25 protein-coding genes and 1 riboswitch are annotated in these 24,916 nt (G+C 35.0%); all 25 genes read left to right on the top strand.

Annotated features, from left to right (window positions below; translation table 11 throughout):
* The first annotated feature begins 517 nt into the window (after nt 1-517).
* Nucleotides 518-1,348, top strand: coding sequence for a gluconate 2-dehydrogenase subunit 3 family protein (locus DFR56_RS19200; RefSeq protein ID WP_110397073.1), 831 nt, complete (start codon nt 518-520; stop codon nt 1,346-1,348).
* Nucleotides 1,349-1,366: 18 nt separating this feature from the next.
* Nucleotides 1,367-3,094 (top strand): GMC family oxidoreductase, encoded by a 1,728-nt coding sequence (locus tag DFR56_RS19195; protein WP_110397072.1) that lies wholly within the window; start codon nt 1,367-1,369, stop codon nt 3,092-3,094.
* Between the two features lie 46 nt (nt 3,095-3,140).
* Nucleotides 3,141-3,362: a twin-arginine translocase TatA/TatE family subunit gene (locus DFR56_RS19190; RefSeq protein WP_110397071.1), complete on the top strand. Its 222-nt coding sequence runs from the start codon at nt 3,141-3,143 to the stop codon at nt 3,360-3,362.
* A gap of 140 nt (nt 3,363-3,502) precedes the next feature.
* Nucleotides 3,503-4,273, top strand: coding sequence for an enoyl-CoA hydratase-related protein (locus tag DFR56_RS19185; RefSeq protein WP_244916589.1), 771 nt, complete (start codon nt 3,503-3,505; stop codon nt 4,271-4,273).
* Nucleotides 4,274-4,627: 354 nt separating this feature from the next.
* A complete protein-coding gene (locus tag DFR56_RS19180; RefSeq protein ID WP_110397069.1) occupies nt 4,628-5,824 on the top strand; it encodes a quaternary amine ABC transporter ATP-binding protein in 1,197 nt (398 codons plus the stop codon).
* Complete coding sequence (locus DFR56_RS19175; protein ID WP_242694444.1) at nt 5,817-6,671, top strand: ABC transporter permease; 855 nt, start codon at nt 5,817-5,819, stop codon at nt 6,669-6,671. Before DFR56_RS19180 ends, DFR56_RS19175 begins: the two co-directional genes overlap by 8 nt.
* A 301-nt stretch (nt 6,672-6,972) precedes the next feature.
* The gene (locus DFR56_RS19170; protein WP_110397068.1) at nt 6,973-7,899 is read left to right on the top strand and encodes a glycine betaine ABC transporter substrate-binding protein; all 927 of its coding nucleotides are present in this window, start codon (nt 6,973-6,975) and stop codon (nt 7,897-7,899) included.
* Between the two features lie 76 nt (nt 7,900-7,975).
* Nucleotides 7,976-8,902 (top strand): glycine betaine ABC transporter substrate-binding protein, encoded by a 927-nt coding sequence (locus tag DFR56_RS19165; protein ID WP_110397067.1) that lies wholly within the window; start codon nt 7,976-7,978, stop codon nt 8,900-8,902.
* A 483-nt stretch (nt 8,903-9,385) separates the two neighbouring features.
* Entirely contained in the window at nt 9,386-10,840 is a 1,455-nt protein-coding gene (locus DFR56_RS19160) for a sensor histidine kinase (RefSeq protein ID WP_110397066.1), read from the top strand.
* Nucleotides 10,818-11,384, top strand: coding sequence for an ANTAR domain-containing response regulator (locus DFR56_RS19155; protein ID WP_244916588.1), 567 nt, complete (start codon nt 10,818-10,820; stop codon nt 11,382-11,384). The genes DFR56_RS19160 and DFR56_RS19155 overlap by 23 nt, the downstream gene beginning before the upstream one ends.
* A gap of 129 nt (nt 11,385-11,513) precedes the next feature.
* A complete protein-coding gene (gene eutH, locus DFR56_RS19150) occupies nt 11,514-12,785 on the top strand; it encodes an ethanolamine utilization protein EutH (protein ID WP_110397065.1) in 1,272 nt (423 codons plus the stop codon).
* A 17-nt stretch (nt 12,786-12,802) separates the two neighbouring features.
* Entirely contained in the window at nt 12,803-13,156 is a 354-nt protein-coding gene (gene eutS, locus DFR56_RS19145; RefSeq protein WP_110397064.1) for an ethanolamine utilization microcompartment protein EutS, read from the top strand.
* Between the two features lie 10 nt (nt 13,157-13,166).
* Entirely contained in the window at nt 13,167-13,664 is a 498-nt protein-coding gene (locus tag DFR56_RS19140) for a EutP/PduV family microcompartment system protein (protein ID WP_110397063.1), read from the top strand.
* A 137-nt stretch (nt 13,665-13,801) separates the two neighbouring features.
* Nucleotides 13,802-15,244, top strand: a complete 1,443-nt coding sequence (locus tag DFR56_RS19135; protein ID WP_110397062.1) for an ethanolamine ammonia-lyase reactivating factor EutA — start codon at nt 13,802-13,804, stop codon at nt 15,242-15,244.
* A gap of 18 nt (nt 15,245-15,262) precedes the next feature.
* Nucleotides 15,263-16,624, top strand: coding sequence for an ethanolamine ammonia-lyase subunit EutB (locus tag DFR56_RS19130; protein WP_110397061.1), 1,362 nt, complete (start codon nt 15,263-15,265; stop codon nt 16,622-16,624).
* A gap of 16 nt (nt 16,625-16,640) precedes the next feature.
* On the top strand, nt 16,641-17,657 hold the full coding sequence (eutC, locus tag DFR56_RS19125; RefSeq protein WP_110397060.1) for an ethanolamine ammonia-lyase subunit EutC: 1,017 nt from the start codon (nt 16,641-16,643) through the stop codon (nt 17,655-17,657).
* Between the two features lie 8 nt (nt 17,658-17,665).
* Complete coding sequence (eutL, locus tag DFR56_RS19120) at nt 17,666-18,319, top strand: ethanolamine utilization microcompartment protein EutL (RefSeq protein ID WP_110397059.1); 654 nt, start codon at nt 17,666-17,668, stop codon at nt 18,317-18,319.
* Nucleotides 18,320-18,334: 15 nt separating this feature from the next.
* The gene (locus tag DFR56_RS19115; protein ID WP_110397058.1) at nt 18,335-19,843 is read left to right on the top strand and encodes an aldehyde dehydrogenase family protein; all 1,509 of its coding nucleotides are present in this window, start codon (nt 18,335-18,337) and stop codon (nt 19,841-19,843) included.
* Between the two features lie 22 nt (nt 19,844-19,865).
* A complete protein-coding gene (locus DFR56_RS19110; RefSeq protein WP_110397057.1) occupies nt 19,866-20,153 on the top strand; it encodes a BMC domain-containing protein in 288 nt (95 codons plus the stop codon).
* 20 nt (nt 20,154-20,173) lie between these two features.
* A complete protein-coding gene (gene pduL, locus DFR56_RS19105) occupies nt 20,174-21,037 on the top strand; it encodes a phosphate propanoyltransferase (protein ID WP_110397056.1) in 864 nt (287 codons plus the stop codon).
* 17 nt (nt 21,038-21,054) lie between these two features.
* Nucleotides 21,055-21,339 carry a EutN/CcmL family microcompartment protein gene (locus tag DFR56_RS19100; RefSeq protein ID WP_110397055.1) on the top strand — a complete coding sequence of 95 codons (285 nt, stop codon included), beginning with the start codon at nt 21,055-21,057 and terminating at the stop codon, nt 21,337-21,339.
* Entirely contained in the window at nt 21,332-21,682 is a 351-nt protein-coding gene (locus DFR56_RS19095; RefSeq protein WP_110397054.1) for a BMC domain-containing protein, read from the top strand. Before DFR56_RS19100 ends, DFR56_RS19095 begins: the two co-directional genes overlap by 8 nt.
* Nucleotides 21,683-21,703: 21 nt before the next feature.
* Entirely contained in the window at nt 21,704-22,654 is a 951-nt protein-coding gene (gene mdh, locus DFR56_RS19090; protein ID WP_110397053.1) for a malate dehydrogenase, read from the top strand.
* 50 nt (nt 22,655-22,704) lie between these two features.
* Nucleotides 22,705-22,882, top strand: a riboswitch (cobalamin riboswitch).
* Between the two features lie 143 nt (nt 22,883-23,025).
* On the top strand, nt 23,026-24,054 hold the full coding sequence (locus DFR56_RS19085; protein ID WP_110397052.1) for a hypothetical protein: 1,029 nt from the start codon (nt 23,026-23,028) through the stop codon (nt 24,052-24,054).
* Between the two features lie 576 nt (nt 24,055-24,630).
* Nucleotides 24,631-24,897, top strand: a complete 267-nt coding sequence (locus DFR56_RS19080) for a hypothetical protein (RefSeq protein WP_110397051.1) — start codon at nt 24,631-24,633, stop codon at nt 24,895-24,897.
* Nucleotides 24,898-24,916 lie beyond the last annotated feature (19 nt).

Genomic DNA, 24,916 nt, shown 5'->3' with positions numbered 1-24,916 from the left:
TCCTCTTATGAAATCATGTGGTCAATCAAAAGAGAAAGAAGTGTAAAAGACAAATTACACTCTTTACGTAGAAATCATCTCTGTAAATGAACAATTTTGGAATCATCCATGTTATGGGAATCATTCATGGCTTCTCCGGCTTGTCCTTGAAACATTAAAAACGGAACCACCCAACATTCCAACTTTTTTGGTAAAAGTTGCATAATACTCTCATCGCTGTTCTTTTAAAGGGGGGGAGTAATACTTTTTAAAAAATAGTACAAAATAAGTTTACATTTATTTAAAGAAATAATCATCATTAGAAAATAGTGTGGAAGTATTACTTTCTAATCGCAAATGGAATATACTCGTTTCCCACGACGAACTCCAAGTAAAGGATTTTTTCATTAGCTTCCTTCTACCGACTAGAAGTTTCGCATCTTCCACTTGCTAAGTTTTATCCCACCTACTTTATTACTCTACACGATAACTCAAATAAAATAATAATGCATAATTGACTAAAAGGAGGCGAACGATCGTGTCAGATAATGATTCAAAAAATAAAGAGCAGTATGACCCGAGTCGTAGAAAATTTATAAAAAACACTGGGATTTTAGCTGGTGGTGTTGTTGGTGGATCAGTAATTGGGAGTTTTCTAACAAATCAATTTCAAACTAGAACGAACACACCTGTTCAAGATTTAGATACTGCCACTCTTCAAGAAGCAAGAATGTTTTTTGATCGGAAAGAAGATTTTACTATTTTAAGTGCGGCCACAGAGCGACTATTTCCAAAAGATGATAGTGGACCTGGAGCGATTGAGCTTGCGGTTCCGTATTTTATTGACAAGCAATTAAATAGTTCATGGGGAACAAATGCAAAAGTATATATGAAGGGACCTTTTTTACAAACGAGTTTTGTTCGGGATTACGAAAAGAAGGATCGTGATCAGTCTGAACAAGGACCAAATACGGATGTATTGCCAGACGTTCCAACACCGCGCTATCAAACGAGATTAAATCGTGGAGAAATTTTTTTACTTGGAATAAGAACAATCGATCAAGTGAGTCAAGAAAAATATGGGACATCCTTTGATCAGTTAGAGGGTGAACAACAAGACGAAATATTAACGGCTTTTGAAAATGGTGAAATTGCAATGCCTGGGATCGATTCGAGGACTTTCTTTAATTTACTACTTCAATTGACGATAGAAGGAGCATATGCGGATCCAGTTTATGGAGGGAATAAAAACATGCTAGGCTGGAAAATGAAAGAGTACCCCGGCCCACGTGCAGCTTATATAAATGATATTGAGTCCGAGGAGTTTATTGAGATGGAACAAAAAAGTTTGAGGGATTATCAGTCCTAACTACGGGAGGTTAAAAAGATGGTCAAAAAACTAAATAAAGTTGATGTCGTTGTAGTTGGAACAGGCTGGGCCGGTGGGATCATCGCGGCTGAACTTTCAAAAGCAGGGTATCAAGTAGTTGCTTTAGAACGAGGAGAAGAAAAGTCGACCAAGGACTACATAGGTGTAAAAGACGAATTACGTTTTACAAATCGATTTGAAATGATGCAAGATTTATCCCATGAAACGATTACTTCACGTAATACACTTGAAGAAACAGCGTTACCAGTTCGAACAAAACATGAAATAGGAGTAGGGACTGATTTAGGTGGTGGAAGTGTTCACTGGGCAGGAGCGACTTATCGATTTATTCCTTATGATTTTGAAATATATACGCAAACAGTCGAACGATATGGAAAAGAAAAAATTCCAGAAGGGATGATGTTGCAAGATTGGGGCATCACCTATGATGAAATGGAAAAGTATTATGATCGCTTTGAGAAAACAGCAGGAATTTCTGGTGAACAAGATCCAAACCCAGATGCACCAAAACATTCGAGTGATTATCCGAACCCCCCAACAAAAGAAACACCAAATATAAAATTATTTAAAGAGGCAGCAAAAAGCTTAGGATATCATCCTTATCAAGTACCTTCTGCAAATATTACACAGCATTACGAAAATCCTGATGGTGAAACAATTAATCAATGTGTCTATTGTGCTTTTTGTACGCAATATGGTTGTGATTTTGGTGCAAAAGGAGATCCGATTGTAACGGTTATACCGACAGCACAAAAAACTGGCAATTTCGAGCTTAGGACAGAAAGTTATGCACGACGTGTACTACATAATGGTACAAAAGCAACGGGTGTTCTGTACGTGGATATGGTAACAGGCCAAGAGTATGAACAGCCTGCTGATGTAGTCGTTTTAGCAGCCTTTACCTTTACAAACAATCGGTTACTAATGTTATCAAAAATTGGAGAACCATATGATCCAAAGACTAGAAAAGGGGTTATCGGGCGCAATTATAACGGTCAATTCGGGATTACTTTTTTAGGAGCACGCGGATTTTTTAATAATAAAAAATTTAATCTTTATATGGGTGCTGGAGCATTAGGTGCAAATTTTACCGATTTAACAGGCGATAATTTTGATCATACCGATTTAGACTTTATTCACGGTGGTGGGGTGGAACATCGCCAATATGGTGATGGAGCAATTGCAAGTAATAAAGTGCCAAAAGGAACCTCAAGATGGGGGTCAGAGTTCAAAAAAAATGCAATCTATTATGCAAATCGTAATCTGCTTGTTTGGTATACTCCAGCGGTTATGTCTTGGTGGCATAATTATACAGATTTAGATCCGACATATACAGATATTTTTAATGATCCACTACTACGAGTCACATTTAAATATACGGATCAAGATCGAAATATCGCCAAATTTGGGGTAGAAAAGTGTCGAGAAGTTGTAGAAGCAATGGGTGCAGATATTGTTGATGAAGATGAAGTGCCAGAAGAATTCGATCATATTTACCAAGGTGGGCATTATGCAGGTGGGGTCATTATGGGTGCAGATAAAAATACTTCAGCAGTAAATACTTATTTGCAAATGTGGGATGTTGAAAATTTATTTGTCGTTGGTGCCTCTGCGTTTCCTCACTTTAGTAACCATCATCCAACTGCAACAGTTGGAGCGCTCGCTTATCGAGCAGCAGAAGGGATTGAAAAATATTTAAAAAATGGTGGAGGTTCCCTTGTATAATTTTGAGTCTTTCAAAGAATAAATTAGTCGAGAAGAGGTGAACGTGGTGGGTATAGCTAATATTGGCATCCCAGGCTTAATATTGATTGTTACACTAGCATTAATTATTTTCGGACCGAAAAAGCTACCGGAAATAGGGAAAGCCGCTGGACAAACATTACATGAATTTAAAAAATCAGCTAATGATTTAATGACTGATAATGAATCAGCGGCAAATACAGAAAAGGAAATAGGGACAGAGTCAACTAAAAATCCTCCAAAACGATAAATAGTTTAGACCCTTGTAATCGTATCAATGCATATATCTGTATTGGTACTTTTTATTTACTATAGTGTATTTCAAATTTTCTGTATATGTACTATAATAGATAAATGAACATTCATTCATTTTTAGTTAGGGGTGGAAACGTGGAAAAAGTTAAACTGATAAGAGAAAATGGTGTGTCTACGATTAAGTTTAATCGGCCTGATAGTTATAATGCGCTTGATTTGGAAACGTTAGAGAAATTACTTGGCATATTGAACGAAATTGAAGGAAATAATGATCGTATCGTTTTACTTACCGGAGAAGGAAAAGCATTTTGTGCTGGTGGCGATGTAAGTATGATGGCTGTTTTTAAGGATATGGAATTATTTGATCGTTTAATGGACACGCTAGAACAAATTACGCTGAAATTATATTTGCTGCCAAAAATAGTTATTGCTGCAGTTAACGGTTCTGCCGCTGGGCTTGGAATGAGTATTGCATTAAATTCAGATTATATTGTAGCACAAAAAGATGCAAAGTTCGGTATGTTATTTGCAGGAATCGGTTTAATTCCAGATGGAGGCGGTCATTTCTTCTTAAAAGAGCGTTTAGGAACACATCAGGCAAAACAGTTTATTTGGAGCCTTGATCAAGTACATGGAGAAGAGGCTAAAAAGATGGGATTTGTCGACATATTAACTAAAGGAGCGGCAGAAGAAGGAGCATTACAACTTGCTGCAAAACTACAAGTATCCCCACTTCAAGCTATCATCAAGACAAAAATGATTTTACATCATCAACAAAAGGAAGTGTTGCAGTATTTTTTACGAGAGGAAAAACGAGAACAAATTGAAGCAGCTCTGACAAAAGACCATCGCGAAGGGGTACGAGCCTTTTTAGAAAAACGGAAACCATATTTTCAAGGAAAATAGAAGGGAAGCATCCATATAATGGATGCTTTTCTTGATTCTAATCGGCCTTTTGTAATAGAATTTGTTGATAAAAGTAATCAAAATAGACCATTATGAAGGATAAGCGAGGAAAAGTGAGATTTCATCATGTTTCATCAGCCTAACCGATTCATACACTAATATGTAGCTGTAAATGAAGTTCAAACATGTTTGAATTGAATAGTAAAACAATGTTAACCTAAATAGCAGTGGCTATAAATAAGAGAATTAATAAAATGTGTTGTTCATTTTTGGAAGTAAAAAACTTCATGTTTTTAAGGTGACATTTTTAAATTCTCTAATGTGTTAGTCAAAAATTATTAGAGGTGAAAATGTGTGCCAGTAATAGAAGTAAAAGGTTTAACAAAAGTATTTGGACGAAAGACAGAAGAGGCATTAAGCCTGTTAGATGAAGGACTTTCCAAGGAAGAAATTTTAAATAAAACAGGAAGTACAGTAGCAGTTAATCAAGCTACATTTTCTGTTGAACAAGGGGAGTTTTTCGTTATTATGGGATTGTCTGGAAGTGGGAAGTCTACACTTATTCGCCTTATTAATCGACTAATTGAACCGACAAAGGGAAATATTTTCATTGATGGCAAAGATATTTCAAACTTAGATAAAAAATCACTTCGGGATGTACGAAGAGAAAAGTTAAGTATGGTATTTCAACGCTTTGCTTTGTTTCCACATCGGACTATTTTAGAAAATGCGGAATTTGGCTTAGAAATTCAAAAAATGGATAAGACAGACCGCCGCGAAAAAGCTAAAAACGCGTTAGAAATGGTTGGATTAGGTGACTATCTTGAACAATACCCAGGTCAATTATCTGGTGGCATGCAACAAAGGGTTGGATTAGCACGGGCATTAACAAATGATCCCGAAATTTTGTTAATGGACGAAGCATTTTCTGCACTAGACCCATTAATTCGTAAAGATATGCAAGATGAATTAATCGACCTACAAGCAAAAATGAAAAAAACGATTATTTTTATTACGCATGACTTAGATGAGGCACTTAGACTCGGAGACCGAATAGCTTTAATGCGTGATGGATCTATAGTGCAAATTGGAACACCAGAGGAAATATTAGTCAATCCAGCAAATGACTATGTTGAAAAATTTGTAGAAGATGTTGATCGTTCCAAAGTATTAACAGCAAAACATGTGATGAAACGACCTGAAACAATAAATATTGAAAGACATGGTCCACGCGTTGCGTTAGAGAGAATGAGGGCAGAAGGAATCTCAAGCATTTTAATAGTAGATAATGATCGAAAGCTACAAGGTTATGTCACGGCAGATGATGTATTAGAGGCAAGAAAAAATGAAGTGACAGATTTGAAAGAGATATTGCGTGACGACATTCAAACGGTAGGTAAACATAAGCCTATGAATGATATATTTAATATGATTTGTAATTCACCTATTCCAATTGCTGTTGTAGAAAATGAAAAATTAGTTGGGATTCTCGTTCGCGGGGCGATTATCGCTGGATTAGCTAGTGAAGGGAGAGTGAATGGAAATGATTAAGATGATCATCAATTCCATTATCCCTCAAATACCTATTGCAGAAGGAACAGAGTGGTTTACAAAACAAGTAACAAAGACTTTTTCGTTTTTATTTAACCCAATCAAAACACATTTCGGTAATTTTATGGAATGGACAGCTGATCTTTTAAATACAGTTCCACCAATTGTGTTCATCGTTATTGTTGCAATCTTAGCGTTCTTATTGTCTGGAAAACGTCTAGGTTTGGCAGCTTTTTCAGTCGTTGGCTTATGGCTTATTTACAACCAAGGATATTGGGAACATCTAATTGATACATTTTCTCTTGTGTTAATATCGAGCTTGTTATCAGTTATTATCGGAGTTCCTGCCGGAATATTAATGTCTAAAAGTAAAATTGCAGAGGCAATTATAACCCCCGTACTTGATTTTATGCAGACGATGCCAGCTTTCGTTTATTTAATACCGGCTGTTGCTTTTTTTGGAATCGGTATGGTGCCAGGTGTGTTTGCATCACTTATTTTTGCAACACCACCGACAGTTAGGTTTACGAACCTTGGAATTAGACAAGTTTCGGAAGAGTTAGTGGAGGCAGCTGATGCATTTGGAAGTACTGGTGCGCAGAAACTATTTAAAGTTGAGTTACCGATGGCAAGAGCAACGATAATGGCAGGGATTAACCAAACAGTGATGCTCGCATTATCGATGGTTGTTATTGCATCGATGATTGGTGCACCGGGTCTCGGCCGGGAAGTGTTGTCCGCATTACAACGGGCTCAAGTAGGTACAGGTTTTGTTGCGGGAATTGGAATTGTCATATTGGCAATCATCATTGACCGATTCACACAAAGTATGAATAAAAAGAAGTAATTTTTGTTCGTTTCTTATTTAAAAACTTGGCAAGCCGTCAAGGCGGGTGACTAGGTGAAGTTGCACTTATGTAAGTAACTAATTACTTATTTACCAATCCTTTACAGCGAATGCATTAGTTGAACGTACGACGTACAATTCTTTATGAGCGAGAGTGCAAATGCCCTTCGATGGGACGAGTAAGCCAAGTCCCAGTCTCAGAACGTCGCGTTTTTAGCCAGTGAGCAGTAAGAAAGAGTGTATCCTTTCTTATCTGCCTCATGAAAAGTTCCATATATATTTTAAAAGGAGAGTATTTTTTATGTTTACTAGTTTAAAACGTTTCGGAATTATTTCTGGACTTTCAGCAACTTTATTACTTGCTGCATGTGGAGGTGCTGAAGATGATGCCTCGAACGAAGATAATAAAAATTCATCAGATAATGCTGATGTGAAATATGGGGAAGAAATGAATTATGCTATTACAGGTATTGAGCCTGGTGCAGGTGTCTTCCAAGCAGCGGAAAAAGCTGTGGAAGAATATGGTTTAGATGGTTGGGAAGTGCAAGCATCTTCAAGTGGTGCAATGGCTACTGCTTTAGGGGAAGCATATGAAAATGAGGAACCAATTATCGTAACAGGTTGGTCACCACATTGGAAATTTGCTAAATATGACTTAAAGTATTTAGAAGATCCTAAAGAAGTTTTTGGTGGGGAAGAAACAATTCATACGATGGTTCGCGAAGGACTTGAAGATGATCTTCCCGAAGCTTATGCAGTATTAGATAATTTTGAGTGGGCAGCAGAAGATTTAGAGGAAGTAATGTTAGAAATTACCGATGGTGCAAATCCAAAAGAAGCTGCTTCTGAATGGATTGAAGCAAATGAGGATAAAGTTGCTGAATGGACGGAAGGTGTAGATGAGGTAAGTGGAGATAAAATTGAGCTAGTCTACGTTGAGTGGGATACAGAAATTGGTTCAACGAATGTTATTGGTACAGTTTTAGAAAACATCGGTTATGATGTAACAATTACACCATTAGATAATGCTGTCATGTGGGAAGCTGTTGCAACTGGTGAAGCTGATGGAATGGTTGCAGCATGGTTACCGGGCACACATGGTGAATTGTTCGAACAATATCAAGATGAATTAGTTGATTTAGGTGGAAACTTAGAAGGTGCTAAAATCGGATTAGTCGTTCCATCTTACATGAATATCGATTCAATTGAGGATTTAGATATAAAATAAAATGGTTAAGAGAGAAGCTCTAGGTTAGCTTCTTTCTTTTCTTTATAAAATCTACTTGGAAAGGATTATATGCATCATGAAAAATCCAATAAAAAAGACATTTTTATTTATAGGAATTGCTTGTGCACTGTTTTTAACAGCATGTTCAAGTAATGATTCAAAGGAAGAGGGACAACAAGAAGGAGACCAAGCGGATAATTATAGTGAAATGGTCGAATATACGATTACAGGAATTGAGCCTGGTGCTGGTATCTCTGTTACGACAGAAAGAGCGATCGAAGAGTATGAGACTTTGGAAGGATGGTCTGTTGAGTTATCTTCAACAGCAGCAATGATGTCAGAATTAGATAAAGCAATTGAACAGGAAGAACCAATTATTATTACAGGTTGGAATCCTCATTGGATGTTCGCCAAATATCCCGATATGAAATATTTAGATGATCCAAAAGAAATTTACGGTGGAGAAGAAGGGATTAATACTTTAACAAGACTAGGACTTGAAGAAGAGAATCCGGAAGCATACAAATTAATTAACCAGTTTGAGTGGGAAGTGGAAGATATGGAAAATATTATGTATGAGGCTCAAGAAACTGGTGAAGAAGTGGAAGAAGTTGCTAAACGTTGGGTTGCTGACAATGAAGAAAAAGTTGCCGTCTGGACAGAGGGTGTGAATGATGTGGATGGAGTTGAAATTGAACTTGTTTCAACACCATGGGATTCCGAACGCGCATCTTCTGGTGTGGTAAAAAAGGTAATGGAACAAAAGGGATTTCAAGTTACTGTAACTCCGGTTGATGTAGCAATTGTTTTTGAATCTTTAGCAAATGGTGATGCAGATGCAACATTAGCCGCTTGGTTACCTGCTACCCATAAGGATTTTTACGAAAAGCATAAAGATGAACTTATTGACTTAGGACCAAACTTAGTCGGGGCGAAAATTGGCTTAGTTGTTCCAGACTACATGGACATTGATTCAATTGAAGATCTGCAGCCAAAACAATAATTGTATATGTTAAAATGAAAAGAGGGTCAATGATTTGATCCTTTTTTTGTTGTGCGTGGCATGCACATATTCTATAAGGTTAAAGTCCTGAATCGCGAAGGCCGTAGTAGCGGTTAGCTAAAGACAAGGGTGTTCATCGTTAGGTGGAATCTGAAGGAAATCGGCGGCAAATCTCCGCCCTAAGGGACACGAACTTCAGATAAGGCTAGGTGTATTTGAAATGAGATTGTCAAACAAATCAAAGTTCTTACTGCCAAAGGATACATCATCAAATAAATGAAGTAGGGAGATGGAGCGGAAGAATGAGTGCTTACCCACAGAGAAGTTCTTACACAGGTGTATGACCCATCAATCTCACATTATAGTTATGGATTTCGTCTAAAGAAACGTGGGCATGATGCAGGAAGAGAAAAAGTCTTATCTTGAGATAATTGATAAACATGATATGATGAAATAAACTTTTAAAAAATATTAGGTGATTATATGCTTCAAAAACTAGAACAAATATGTAAAGAAGAAACGAATTTATCCCCATCTGATATAAAAATTTTAATGAAAATAGCATCTTCAATATCTTTATTTGCGGAATTGTCTCAGTCATATATTTTTATTGACTGTTTGAGCAAAAACCATCAACATGCTATCGTTGTCGCAGAGGCATTTCCAAAAATTAATCATCCAATCTATAAAAAATCGGTTGTCGGCAAAAATGTGTTTGAAATTTTTGAACCAGGTGTTTTTTATAGTTTTAAAAAGGGGAAAAAATCAATAATAAAGCATGCAATTAATCAAGAAGGAAGAAGTGTACACCAAACAGTTATCCCAGTAAGAAATGAAACCGAAGAAATTATCGCAGTACTTATAGAAGAAAGAGGGCTTAAATATTTAAATAATATTCATATAGAAGAAAGTAATTTATCGATTCCGACACAAGTACTCGATATTATTTTATCCTATGACAATGATTCTGTACCAATTGTTTCTGACATGTTGATGGAAATGTTTATTTTAACAGATCATCATCATAAATTAATTTATGCTAATCCAGTTGGTATTAAATTTTTAGTAGAAATGAATCAAACAAATCAAATATACAAAGAAAAAATAACGAAATTATTGCCATTTCTGCAAGAAATTTATGAAGGAAATGATGAAGATGTGTATGTGTTTGAGCGAACAATTGGAAAGAAAAGTCTAATTATTAAAAAAATTAAATTAAGACATACAAAAAATAAAATGAATACTTTATTAATTATCCAAGATTTAACAGAATTAAAAATGAAAGAAAAAGAATTATCGGTGAAATCTATTATGATTGAAGAAATCCATCATCGTGTAAAAAACAATTTGCAAACAATCGCAAGTTTATTAAGGTTACAAATGCACCAAGGTCATTTAGGGGATAGCTATGAACATTTTGAAGTAGCATTGAACAGAGTCTTCAGTATATCTGCAGTATATGAACTAATTTTATCTAAAGATGGATCAAATTCAGAATTAGTAAACATTATTGAATTAACTAGAAAAGTATGTTCTAAATTAGTGATTAATTCAATTTATAAAAAAATAGACTTGATTATTGAAACAAATAATAATATAATATTCACAAGTCAAAGGAAAGCGGTTTCAATATCGCTTATTATAAATGAATTGATTCAAAATATTTTGAAGCATGCTTTCGAAAAAGAAAAAGAAGGGAAAATTAATATTGAATTTGTAGTGGAAAATGACACGATACATATTCATGTGACCGACAATGGGGTTGGTATAAAAATATTAAAACCTTCTTTAGGATTAAAAATCGTTCGCAATTTAGTAGAGAGTGATTTAGAAGGTGAATTTGCTTTTCAATCCATGACCTTGGGGACTCATGCAGTTATTTCGTTTAAGAAAAGCCCGGAGGTGAAGGTAAGTTTTGAAGAGAATCCTATTAGTTGAAGATGAATCTATCATTCGAATGGATTTAAAGTTAATGCTTGAATCTGAAGGATATGAAGTTATTAAAGAAGTAAATGATGGCGAAAAGGCTGTTGAATATGCTTTAAGATTAAAACCAGATATTATTTTAATGGATATAAAAATGCCAAAGTTAGATGGCTTAAAAGCGAGTAAAATAATCGGTAAACAGTTAGATGTTCCGATTATTATCATCACAGCATATAGTCAAAGAGAATTTGTGAAAAAGGCTCAACAAGATAATGTTATCGGCTATATTGTTAAACCGATTTCAAGTAAAAATTTGATTCCTGCAATTGAAGTAGCGTTACATCAAGCGAAAAAGGCGAAGAAATTACAACAAAATATTGATCGTGCGAAAGAAGAAGTACAGCATAGGAAAGTGATAGAAAAAGCAAAAGGAATTGTGATGGAGCAGAAATCTATCACTGAACAAGTAGCATTTAAATATTTACGAGATACGAGTATGTCCAATCGTTTATCTATGTATGAGTTAGCTATGAGAATAATAAACAAAAACAAGTGAATATGATTAAGCAAAGGCGCTTAAAAGAGAAGTTCTCTTTTGGCGTCTTTTTGTTTTTTACATTAAGGGAGGTGTAAATTAGAAAAGGATGACGAAGTAAGTAAATAAAAAGTATTGGGGGAATTTTATATGGAGATGATAGGTAATGTTGTTATTTATATCATCATGATATGTGCTGTACTAGGTGCTGCTGCAGCAATCAAAGATTCAGAAAATGGATTAGGTAAAGAATTTATGTCAGGTTTACATACTGTAGGGCATATTTTTGTGCCTGCAGCAGGAATTATGGCGTCTATTCCTTATTTGACAATTTTTATTAGTAAATTTATTAGCCCTTTATTTTTATCCATTGGAGCAGACCCAGCAACTGCGGCTACAACGATTTTAGCGTCTGATATGGGGGGATATCAATTAGCGGATGCTTTGAAATCAACTGTTGAAGGTCTTGTTATGGCAATGATTGTTGGTTTTATGGCTGGTGCAACAATCGTATTCTCAGTACCAATGGGACTAGCGATGTTAGATAAACGTGACCATAAATATATGGCATTAGGTATTATGTCAGGAGTTTTAACGATTCCAATTGGAGCATTTATTGCTTCATCTTTATTAGTATTATTTAACACGAAAGTTCGTGAGGAAATTAATACGATTGGTCTATCAAATATTGACTTTGCTATAGGTTATTTTCAAATTATGGTAAACTTACTTCCGTTAGTTATTTTTGTCATTTTAATTGCGCTAGGGTTAAAATTAGTACCGAATATTATGATTACTGGATTTATGATTTTTGGAAGATTAATGGATGCAGGAATTAAATTAGTATTAGTATTCTCTATCGTAGAAATTTTCACAGGTGTTTTCTCTACTGTATTTGGTGTATGGGGCTTTGATCCGATTATGGCAGATAAAGAAGATCAGTTTAGAGCATTAGAAACAGCTGGAAATATTGGTATTATGTTAGCGGGGGCATTCCCGATGGTTTATTTATTACGTAAATATGGTGCAGGTATTTTAGCGAAAATTGGTAAGAAGATGGGGTTATCATCGGTCGGTAGTGCCGGATTATTAGCGACGATGGCAAATATTTTAGCAATGTTTTCTTTAGTTCGTTATATGCCTCCAAAAGATAAAGTAATTAATATCGCATTTGGAGTTACTGCTGCATTCTTATTAGGGGATCACTTATCATTTTCAGCGAATTTCCAACCGACCATTATTTTACCAGTTATGATTGGTAAATTTGCAGGTGGAGTGATTGCGATTATTTTTGCTTATTATTTATCTGTTCCGACTGCATTGAAATTAGAGAATGAAGATAGAGCAAAAGGAATTATTGGTGAAAAAGAGTATTTAGATATAGATAATGAATCTGATCAAGAGAAAACCGCTGTGAGTTAAAGTAGGAGGCATTATCCATGTTTAACAATGAAAAAGAAGAAAAGAAAAGGTTCATACAGGAATTTGTACCAGGAAAACAATTAACATTAAGTCATTTAATCGCAAACCCGAATGATGACCTATTTCAAATGCTCGGCATTGAAAAAGCAGGTGCTCTAGGAATTATGACTTGTACTCCTAGTGAAACTGTCATTATAGCCGGAGATATTGCGACGAAATCAGCGAATGTTCATTTAGGTTTTTTAGATCGTTTTACAGGCAGTTTAGTCGTTGTTGGTGATGTGTCAGAAGTGGAAACAGCATTAATCGAAATTAATCGTTTTTTAGCAGAAAACTTAGGATACACACCATCAAATATTACGAAATCTTAGGATGATTCACATGAAAAATAAAGTGATGATGATTGGTGCAATTGATGCAGGGAAAACAACTTTAGTAAATGAACTTGTTGATATTGGTACTAAAGCTAGAAAAACGCAATCTTTAGAATATCATGATTGGGTAGTAGATACACCAGGTGAATATACTGAGAACCCGTTATATTATAAAAATATTATGGCTACATCTTTTCAAGTAACACATGTAGCATATGTACAAGATGCTACAACACACAAAAATATCTTTCCACCAGGATTTGGTGGAGGTGTCCCGAAATTACCGATTGGCATTATAACAAAAGCAGATGCGAAGGGTGCTGATATTGAACGTTCTTTCAATATATTAAAGCGTGTCATGTTAAGAGGACCTGTCATAATTACTAGTGTTGTAAATAAAACAGGTTTAAAACATATACAACCTTTAGTCATTTGTAATAGTTTATTAGAGATGAAAGCATATGCCGAAAAGCATAACGATCCATTGTTATTATACGTAGAATAGAAAGCCTTTACATGACATTATACATTTGTTATAATTTAGCTAGAAAAGTGAATAAATGTAGGCAAAGAAGCCATTAAGACTCTTGGGAAGTGAGAGTCTTAATGGCTATTTTTATTTTGCGAGGTGAGTAATAGAAGTTGTCTAAACAAAGGGAATCTATCATAAGTGCAGGGATCGACATTGGAACGAGTACGACAAAATTAATTATTAGCCGTCTGTCATTATTAAATGTAGCTGGTATATCTCATGTTCCAAGAATTGAAATAGTCGATAAAGAAATATTGTATCAAAGCCCAGTATACCGAACACCTTTACTAGATGAAACAACAATTAATACGAGTGAAGTAGAGCAAATTATTCAACATGAATATGACCGAGCAAATATTTTACCACATATGATTGAAACAGGTGCGGTCATTATTACAGGAGAAGCAGCTACGAAAAACAATGCGAGTGAAATGGTCCACTATTTATCCAAAGAAGCTGGGGAGTTTTTAGTTGCGACAGCTGGTCCAGATTTAGAAGGAATTATCGCAGCGAAAGGTTCCGGAGTATTTGCGAAATCGAAAGGAAATCGACTAGTTCGTGCGAATGTTGATATTGGTGGTGGAACAGCAAATATAGCTGTATACAAAAATGAAATATTGCTCGGTACATGTACATTACATGTAGGAGGAAGATTAATTGAATTTGACCATCATGTGATCAAATCAATATCGCCTCCAGTTAGGAGCATGTTAAAACAAGAGGGAATTCGTTTACAAATTGGAGACAGCCATAATCATCCTCACATAGATAAAGTATTAAATATGTTGCTTGGTACTTTATCTCGAACATTAACAAATGAATTACAAGAAAAAGATAGACCACTTATTTTGGGGCATAAACCAGATTGGCGATTACCGATTGATGTTGTCACATTTTCAGGTGGTGTGTCAGAATGTATGTATCAATTAGAAACGATCGAAAGTAAAGCTTCGTATAATGATATCGGCATTTTATTAGCAGCAAAAATTCAACAAAGTTCTATATACGAAAAATTTATAGTAGAGGCACCGATGGAAACAGTTCGTGCAACAGTATTAGGCGCAGGGACGCAAACGACTGAAATTAGTGGAGCAACAATTGAAATAGATCCATCCAAATTACCGTTAAAAAATATCCCAATTATAAAACATGATTTTCATGAACAAATTGAAAATGGGATCTCGACATTAGAAAAGACATTTCAACAAGCGAGAAGAATTTATGATACAGCATATGTAGAAAATAATTTTGCTTTATCATTAACGAATATTCCTTTAGTAAAGTTTAACGATATTCAACGAATTGCCAATGAGATAAAAAGGTTGATGAATGAAAGAAATCATCCAGATTTACCGATTATTTTAGTCGTTGAATCTGATTTAGCAAAAGTGTTAGGTCAATCATTAATAGCGATAGGGGTACAACAACCTGTTATAAGTATTGATCAAATACATGTAGATACTGGTGATTATATTGACATTGGAAAAGCATTAAAAACAGATGTAGTACCAGTCATTGTAAAAACCTTAACATTTCATTCTTCTGAACAATAAAGAAAGGGGGAAATCTAGATGAAATTACAAATTAATCTTGGTGGAGTGCATTATTCATTTAAAAACTTAAAAGATCTATTAGCGAAAGCAAACGAAGAAAAGTCAGGCGATATTTTAGCAAAGGTTGCGGCAGAAACAGTTCAAGAAAGAGTGGCTGCAAAATATCTAGTTGGAGATCTATTATTACATGAAATTAGAAACGAGCCATTATTAGACCCTAATAAAGACGAAGTATCGAGAATTATTGAAAATGATATTAATGAAAAAATTTATCATGAAATAAAAAATTGGTCTGTTTCAGATTTACGTGAGTACATTTTAAGCGATGAAGTACAAAATAGAGAATTAATGAGGATTAGTAGAGGATTAACTTCCGAAATGATTGCTGCAGTCACTAAATTAATGTCTAATTTGGATTTAGTACATGCAGCAAATAAAATAGAAGTCATTACAACGTCAAATATTTCTATCGGTCATAAAGGGACATTAACATCCCGTTTGCAACCTAACCATCCAACAGACAATATTGATGGAATTATTACATCGTTAAAAGAAGGATTATCTTATGGAATTGGGGATGCTGTATTAGGAATCAACCCTGTTGATGATTCTGTTGAAAGTGTAAAAAGAGTTTTTCACGCTACGAAAGAATTTATGGAGAAATGGGAAATCCCTACTCAAAATAGTGTGCTTGCACATGTGACAACACAGATGAAAGCAATTGAACAAGGAGCACCGGCAGATATGATTTTTCAAAGTATTGCAGGAACAGAAAAAGCGAATCGTTCATTTGGCATTTCAGCAGAACTAATTGGGGAAGCAAATCAGTTAGCAAAAGAATATGGAACTGGTACAGGTCCCAATATGATGTATTTTGAAACAGGTCAAGGGTCTGAATTGTCGGCAGAAGCACATTTTGACATTGACCAAGTAACATTAGAATCTAGAAACTATGGATTTGCACGACATTATGACCCATTTATTGTTAATACAGTTGTCGGCTTTATTGGTCCAGAATATTTATATGATAGTAAACAAGTGATTCGAGCAGGATTAGAAGATCATTTTATGGGGAAAATGCACGGCTTACCAATGGGGGTAGATATTTGTTATACGAATCATATCAAAGCCGACCAAAATGACAATGAAAATTTAGGTGTGTTATTAACCGCAGCAGGTGTTAATTTTATTATTGCAGCACCGATGGGGGATGATGTCATGTTGAACTATCAATCTATGAGCTATCATGATATTGCAACATTATTAAGAACATTTAATAAAACACCTGCTCCAGAATATCTCGTATGGTTAGAGAAAATGGGCATTTACGAAAATGGGCAATTAAGTGCGAAAGCAGGAGATTTAACAATTTTTGATTAAGCAGGGGGTGATAATATTGCAAACAGAAAAACTAGAAAAAATTGTGAAGCTCGTCGTGGAAGAATTAGGTAAATATAAAGGAGAAGAAATAAAGCAATCGAAAGATATATGTTCATTAAATACGAAACCAAATACATCTAAGCAAACGGATGAAGTGGCGACATCTGTCGTTCAGTTATATGGAAAAAGCAATGAACAAGACGTAGCAGAAATTAATCCGAATCAATACAGTACCATTATTCCGTTGTATCCAGAAAAACAGGAGAAACAGGACATAATAGAAGCAAATGAGGAAGAAGAATTTTTGCATCATAGTTCAGATCGTTTAACGGAAGAACCCGGAGAATATTTAAAATATACACCAGCTAGAGTTGCTGTTGGAAGAGCAGGTTCACGACCGAGGACATCCACATTATTAAAATTTAGATTTGACCATGCTGTTGCAGTTGATGCGGTATATGGAGAAGTGTCACAAACATTATTAGATAGGCTAAATTTATTTACAGTATATACGAAGGTAGAAGAAAAAGAAGTATATATTCGTAGACCAGATTTGGGTAGAAGACTTTCAGAAGAATCAAAGCAAATATTGAAAAAAAAATGCGAGTATGCACCAATAGTTCAAATTATTGCTTCCAATGGATTAAGTGCGAGCGCAATTAATGAAAATTTAGAAGATGTTTATTTGTCGTTACAACAATCGTTGAAGAACTTAAACATTCAAGTAGGAACTCCCTTTTATGTACATGAAGGTAGAGTAGGATTAATGGATGATATCGGAGAAGTATTAGAGCCAGAAGTTGTCATCAATTTAATCGGAGAACGTCCAGGGCTTGTATCAGCTGAATCGATGAGTGCGTATTTATGTTATAAACCACGTCACGGTACGATTGAATCAGACAGAATGGTCATCTCTAATATTCATCAAGGTGGAATTCCTCCAATTGAAGCTGGTGCATATTTAGGCACAGTAGTGGAACGAATGTTAAAGCATAAAGCTAGTGGTGTCAAGCTGATTCAAAAAGAAGGGTAGTTGATGACATGTTTGATAATAAAGTATATGCAAATATTTGTTCTTTACAATTAATATCTAATGCGAGTGATGCATTAAAAGAAAAATTCCATTTAAAAAATGATCAAACTAGTTTAGGGTTAGTGACATTAACATTGGATGATGTAGGTTATGTAGCGTTAGATGAAGCGACAAAGGCAGCAGATGTTACAGTTGTTTATGCAAAAAGTTTTTATGCAGGATCAGACTTCGCTTCAGGTCCTTTATCTGGTGAATTTATTGGTATCATTGCCGGATCTACACCTGAAGAAGTGAAAAGTGGCCTAGATTCTATCCAACAAATTGTTCAATCTACATTATATTTTGAGAAAATTAATGGTAATGATGAACATTTACTTTTTGCAAAGACGATATCAAGTTGTGGAACATATTTGGCGAAAGAAAACGATGTACAAGAAGGGCAATCTTTAGCATATTTAATTGCTCCACCGATAGAAGCACTCGTTGCGGTTGATGCTGCATTAAAAGCAGCAGATGTGGAAATATGTCAGCTGTTTTCACCGCCGACAGAAACGAATTTTGCTGGTGCAATTTTAAAAGGTAGTCAATCCTCATGTGCAGCGGCAGTAGATACTTTTCGTGATAAAGTCTATCAAATAACGGCCCATCCGTTAGATTACTGAGAAAGGAGTGTATATATGTCTAGCGCAACTATTTATGATAAAGATTTATTAGCGTTACAAGAAATGAGAACTGCTGTAAGAAAAGCGAAAGAAGCTCAAGCAATTTATCAAACATTTACCCAAGAACAAGTTGATGAAATTGTCAAACATGTTGCAGAAAAAGCTTATCAATCTTCAGAACGCTTAGCAAAAATGGCTGTAAAAGAAACGAAAATGGGTGTTGTCGAACATAAGATAATTAAGAATCAAGTAGGTTCTAAAGATGTATATGAAAGTATTAAAGATTTAAAGACTGTTGGGGTCGTTCGAGAAGATAGAGCAAATAAACTGTTAGAAATTGCCGATCCGTTCGGAGTAGTATTAGCTATTATACCGACAACAAATCCAACTTCGACAGCATATTTTAAAACATTAATTGCTTTGAAAACGAGAAATGCTATTGTTGTTAGCCCACACCCTTATGCAGTGCAATGTACGAAAGCAGCATTAGAAGTTTGTAAAGAAGCAGCAGAGGAAGCCGGGGCACCTGCAGATTTATTGCAAATTTTAACGTATTCATCGATGGAGGCTACTTCTCAAGCAATGAAGCATCCAAATATTCAGTTAATTTTAGCAACTGGAGGTGGAGGACTTGTAAAAGCGGCATACAGTTCTGGGAAACCAGCGTATGGTGTTGGACCGGGAAATGTGCCTGTTTATGTGGAAAAAAGCGCGAAACTAGACGTATCAATTAAGCATATTATAGATAGTAAGTCATTTGATAATGGAACAATATGTGCGACGGAACAAGCAATTATCGTGGACAAAACAATTAAAGACAAATTTATTGCAAAACTGGAACGACAAGGTGGATATATATTAAATAACGATGAGAAAAAGAAAATGGAGTGTTTAATCTCTCCACAACCAGGTAGAGTGAATCCAGCAATTGTCGGAAAAAGTGCTTCATTTATCGCAAAAGAAGCAGGGATCACGCTTCCTGAAAACACGAGAGTTATCATCGGTTTAGAAGATAAAGTAGGGAAGAACTTCCCATTCTCATTAGAGAAGTTAGCTCCTATCTTCGCTTTATATGTAGCAGAAGATCTCGTTGATGCAAAACGGATTTGTACACAATTATTAAATTTAGGTGGAAGAGGGCATTCATTATCTATCCATACAGAAAATGATCAAATTGCACGTACATTTGCAGTAGAAATGCCAGTATCTAGAATTTTAGTGAACACGATGAGTTCGATTGGAGCGGTTGGAGGAACGACAGGATTAAAGCCGTCAATGACACTTGGATGTGGGTCATACGGTGGAAATATTACGTCAGATAATATTTCCGCAGAACATTTAATTAATATTAAACGTATAGCATACGGCAATAAATCGGTTGATTTACCGAAACAAGTAACAACATATCAAGATTTATTTGATGATGATGAAATAAGAGAGACTTTAAATGCTCATATCTCTAACGAATTAGACCAAGCATTAATTCAAAGTGTTGTAGAAAAAGTAATTAAAAAAATGTCATAAAATTATTTAGGAGGAATTTATTATGAATATCCAAGGAACAGCTTTAGGAATGGTAGAAACAAAAGGGTTAGTAGGCTCAATTGAGGCAGCAGATGCAATGGTAAAGGCCGCTTCTGTAAACTTAGTAGGAAAAGTACATGTAGGTGGAGGAATTGTGACAGTATTAGTACGTGGAGATGTCGGTGCTGTAAAAGCAGCGACTGATGCAGGATCTGCTGCTGCAGAACGTGTTGGAGAATTATTATCTGTTCACGTAATTCCTAGACCACACAACGAATTAGAGCAAATTTTACCAACGACTGAAAAATAATACAATAAGGATGAATGTAGATGAAGGAGAAAATGATTGAGAAAATTGTCCAGCAAGTAATTGCTAAGTTAAACAATGATTCGACAGATTTAACATCTGATGGTCCAATTCCAATTGCAGTTTCAGCTCGTCATATTCATCTACAGAAGGAACATGTAGAAATCTTGTTTGGAAAAGGGTACGAACTAACGAAAAAATTAGATTTATCACAGCCGGGTCAATTTGCGGCAAATGAAACTTTAATGATTGCTGGACCTAAAGGAAGCATTGAACGAGTACGTATTTTAGGTCCGGTTAGACCGGCTTCACAAGTGGAAGTTAGTTTAACAGATGCATTTAAATTAGGTGTAAAACCACCTTTACGAGAATCAGGTGATATTAATGGTTCAAGCCCAATCACTCTTATTGGTCCTAAAGGAACTGTCTATTTACAAGAAGGATTAATCATCGCACAAGCACATATTCATATGAATTTTAAAGAAGCGAGTGTACTTCAAGTAGAAGATGGTCAATATGTAAACATTGCTATAAATAGCGAGCGTCCAATGACATTTAATCATGTGAAAATAAGGGTATCTGAAAGATTTCGTCTAGAAATGCATGTCGATACAGATGAAGCAAATGCAGCGTTTATATCTAAAGGAACAATTGGTAAAATTATCACTTCTGCAGTGACAGCTAGACCAATTAAGACACAAAGTGTAGAAACAATGGCACATGAAACGACAAAACCTTCCATTGAAAAATATGATAAAAAACTATTATCAAGAGAAGATATGGAAAAGATTGAAGCGAATATGATCCATATAAGTAAACAAACAATTGTAACCGCATTAGCTTATGATTATGCTCGAGAAAAGAAAAAACAAATTAAAATAGTGTAAGAAAGCAGTGATGGAAGATGCAATTAGGTCAAGTGATTGGTAATGTTTGGGCCACCCGGAAGGAAGATGGATTAGAAGGATTAAAACTTTTAATTATTCAACCAATTGATGGACATGAGGCACCAATTCGCAACCATATCGTAGCGGCTGACCGTATTGGAGCTGGTATAGGAGATAAAGTGTTGGTTACAAGTGGAGGATCTTCAAGATATATTTTAAAAGAACGCTCAATTCCAATTGATGCTGTCATCATCGGTATTGTCGATTCGACCGAAATAGAAAGAGGTGGAACGTTTGAGTAAAGCAATAGGTATGATTGAAACACATGGTTTAGTTTATGCGATTGAAGCAGCTGATGCAATGATGAAAGCATCAAATGTTGAATTGGTAAGCCACAACTTAGTAGATGGCGGTATTGTCACAATGACAGTGCAAGGTGATGTAGGAGCAGTACAAGCAGCAGTAGATACTGGTAAAGAAACAGTATTAAGAATGAATGGGAAATTATTAAGTGCACACGTTATTCCGCGTGCAACTGATGCTGTTTATGAAATGATAAAGCCGAAAGAACTGCAAGAAAAAAAGACAAAAACAAGACCACCGAAAGCAACAGAAATAAAAAAGAAAAATGAAAACAAAAAGTAAGACAAAAGGGGAGATGATCCATTGTCTTTTAAAAGAAATAAAATAGCAGTAATCGGTGCAGGTTATACGGGGGCAACGACTGCATTAATGTTGGCGCAAAAGGAATTAGGAGATGTTGTCTTATTAGATCTACCAAATGTAGAAAATCCTACAAAAGGAAAAGCATTAGACATGTTAGAAGCTTCTCCAATCCAAAGGTTTAACTCAAACATTATTGGCACTTCTTCATATGAAGATATAGAAGGTGTGAATATGGTTATCATCACAGCAGGTATACCGAGAAAGCCTGGTATGAGTAGAGATGATTTAGTAAATACGAATGTAAGTGTAATGAAGTCTGTTGCAGAACAAGTGAAAACTTATGCACCTGATAGTATTATTTTAGTATTAAGTAACCCAGTAGATGCGATGACTTACGTATGTCATAACGTAACAGGGTTTCCTAAAAATCGTGTCATTGGACAATCGGGAATATTGGATACGGCACGATTTAATACATTTGTTGCAGAAGAATTAAATATTTCAGTTGAAGATATTTCTGGTTTTGTATTAGGAGGACATGGTGACGAAATGGTTCCATTGATCCGCTATTCATATGCTGGAGGTATCCCTTTACAATTATTAATTCCAGAAAAGCGTCTAGAAGAAATTATTGAAAGAACAAGAAAGGGTGGAGGAGAAATTGTCTCTTTATTAGGAGATGGTAGTGCGTATTATGCACCAGCAGCTGCAATTGTAGAAATGGCAGAAGCGATTATTCTCGATAAGAAAAAAATTATTCCATCTATCACACTGTTAGAAGGTGAATATGGCTATCATAATCTTTACTTAGGTGTTCCTACTATTTTAGGTGGAAATGGTGTAGAAAGTGTAATTGAGTTACCATTAACGAATGAAGAGAAAGATGGTTTAGCTGTTTCGGCAAATGCTGTACAGTCAGTCATTAATATTTGTGATCAAGTAATTTCATGAAGTAAATTGCAAATTTCCGAATGTTCAATTACAATGATTGTTAAGAATTAAATAAACGGACGAATAGAAGGTACTATATTTTGGTTTAAAAGGGAATTCGTGAAACGAAACTGTCCCCGCAACTGTAAGCACGGATAATCAATATACAATGCCACTGTACATACGGGAAGGTAATATTGATGATATGATGTGCGAAGTCAGGAGACCTGCCTATATTCGTAGAAGCGATACTTTCTTCGGGGGTTGAGAGGTAGAAGCGAAATAAAAATTATACTTTACGTATAGTGTTTTTTTGCTTCTCTTTAAAAACAGTTAACCTACCATAAAGTTGGTATGTTAGCTGTTTTTATTTAAAAAGAGGTGGGAAACAAATGAATGTAAGAGACGGTAAACAAGTGAATGTTTCTTTTCAATCAACAATCATGTCATATGAACAAATAGAACATCAGTTTAAAGAAAAATATCGTCATTTTTTTACGGTAGATAAATTAGAATTGTTACTTCAAATATTAAAATCTTCTTTTAACCATCACAATGGATCAAATGAAAAATGGATGAAAGAACATGTTAAATTACTGCAAGATATTATAGATAGTATCATATGTACAAAAACTAAAAATATATATAATCATGTACAAATATTGTTTCATACATTAAAGGAAAATGTATTTTCGATGCAAACTTCGGACTATATATATTTTGATATTAATGATATAAATATGATTCGAGAAATACCGAATGAACAACATGAAATGATTGTAATTGGTATTGATCACCACTTTATAAAGGCTGTTAATCAATGTTTAAAATGGGATCTTCATCATGTCACATATCATACGAAAAGTTGTTTTGATATACAATTACAATCGACTAAACCGATATGTACTTTATCAGCAGTAGGTTTACTGAAAAGAATTATACCATATAATCAAAGAAATAAAGTTACCTTCGTTTTTAAAAACCATGAACAAATACAGTTACGAGGAATGAAAATTTTAGCGGATGTATTTGAAACAAATATTTCTGTAAACTTATCTTCTATGAATGAAGCGAAGTTAGAAATATTACCAGCATTATTGAAAAATTATTTGGAATATATGATTCATACATATTATACTTCAGAATATGTAGTAATTAAATTGGTTAATATACCGACGATGGAAAAAAGGTATATTTTAAAAGAAATTGTTGATATGTTAAAAAAAATTCAATCACCTACACAGTATGGTAAAGATACCAAAATAATGATTCAAAAAGATGTTTCACATACGAATTATGCAATTTGTGATATTCAACAATACGAACCTATTGTACAAAAGGCTCCTTATCAAGTAAATAAGTCAATCATGGATTATATGACAGAAGAATGGCGCGGTAATTCACTTATGCTATCTATTTAAAAGCGAAACAATTAAAGTACTTGTTGACTTAGGACCAAATTTAGTCGGGGCGAAAATTGGCTTAGTTGTTCCTGACTACATGGACATTGATTCTATTGAAGATCTGCAGCCAAAACAACAATTGTATATGTTAAAATGAAAAGAGGGTCAATGATTTGATCCTTTTTTTGTTGTCTAGGAAATTATATTTGATTATACTTGTGGATAAAGTTTATTTGCAATATTAGTCGCGTTTAGCTTAAGCGCTAAAGCTGTAGCAAATTTCAAGCTTCTTCCTACGATAAAGAAGACTTACCGATTGGCTTTAGACAGAGGCTTAGTCGCACTTATGCCCTTGGGTGAAAGTCAACATCGGTTCAAGTTTTAAGGAAGGCCGACTAAAATCGGGCTTTGCGCCCAACGCCGGCATACCCCTATGAAGGGGCATGTTTCCTTTATCTCGTTGGAGAAGGAAGATCAACTAAGTTCGCCACTTTGCGTGGCAACGTCGACCCACCCTACTTGGTAGGGCGCAATTTGTACGTCGCTAAACGAGCGCTTGCGCTTTTGTTCTTAGAAAAAAGGAGAGGGTGAATCATGTTGAAAATTGGACTTACAATCATTACAATTATTATTTTAATGATATCGATAAGTTTCGTTATAAGAAAAAGAAAGAAACTTGGTTTCACAGGGTTTAAAACAGCTTTAACGCCCATTTGTTTTTACTTAATTGCTATAAACTCCATTATTCTAGTCTGGTTGGAGAAACTAGGGTTATTATTTTGGACAATAAATATCATTCTATTATTTTTAGCAGCTTATTTTACGAAGTTTTTCCCCAAGTCCACTCAGAAAGAAAGTTAATGTATATTGTCACTAAGAT

This window comes from Pseudogracilibacillus auburnensis, assembly GCF_003201975.1.
In the GTDB taxonomy this organism is placed as follows: domain Bacteria; phylum Bacillota; class Bacilli; order Bacillales; family Amphibacillaceae; genus Pseudogracilibacillus; species Pseudogracilibacillus auburnensis.
The sequence above is the reverse complement of the archived record's forward strand: the minus strand, read 5'-3'. Positions and strand labels throughout refer to the sequence as shown.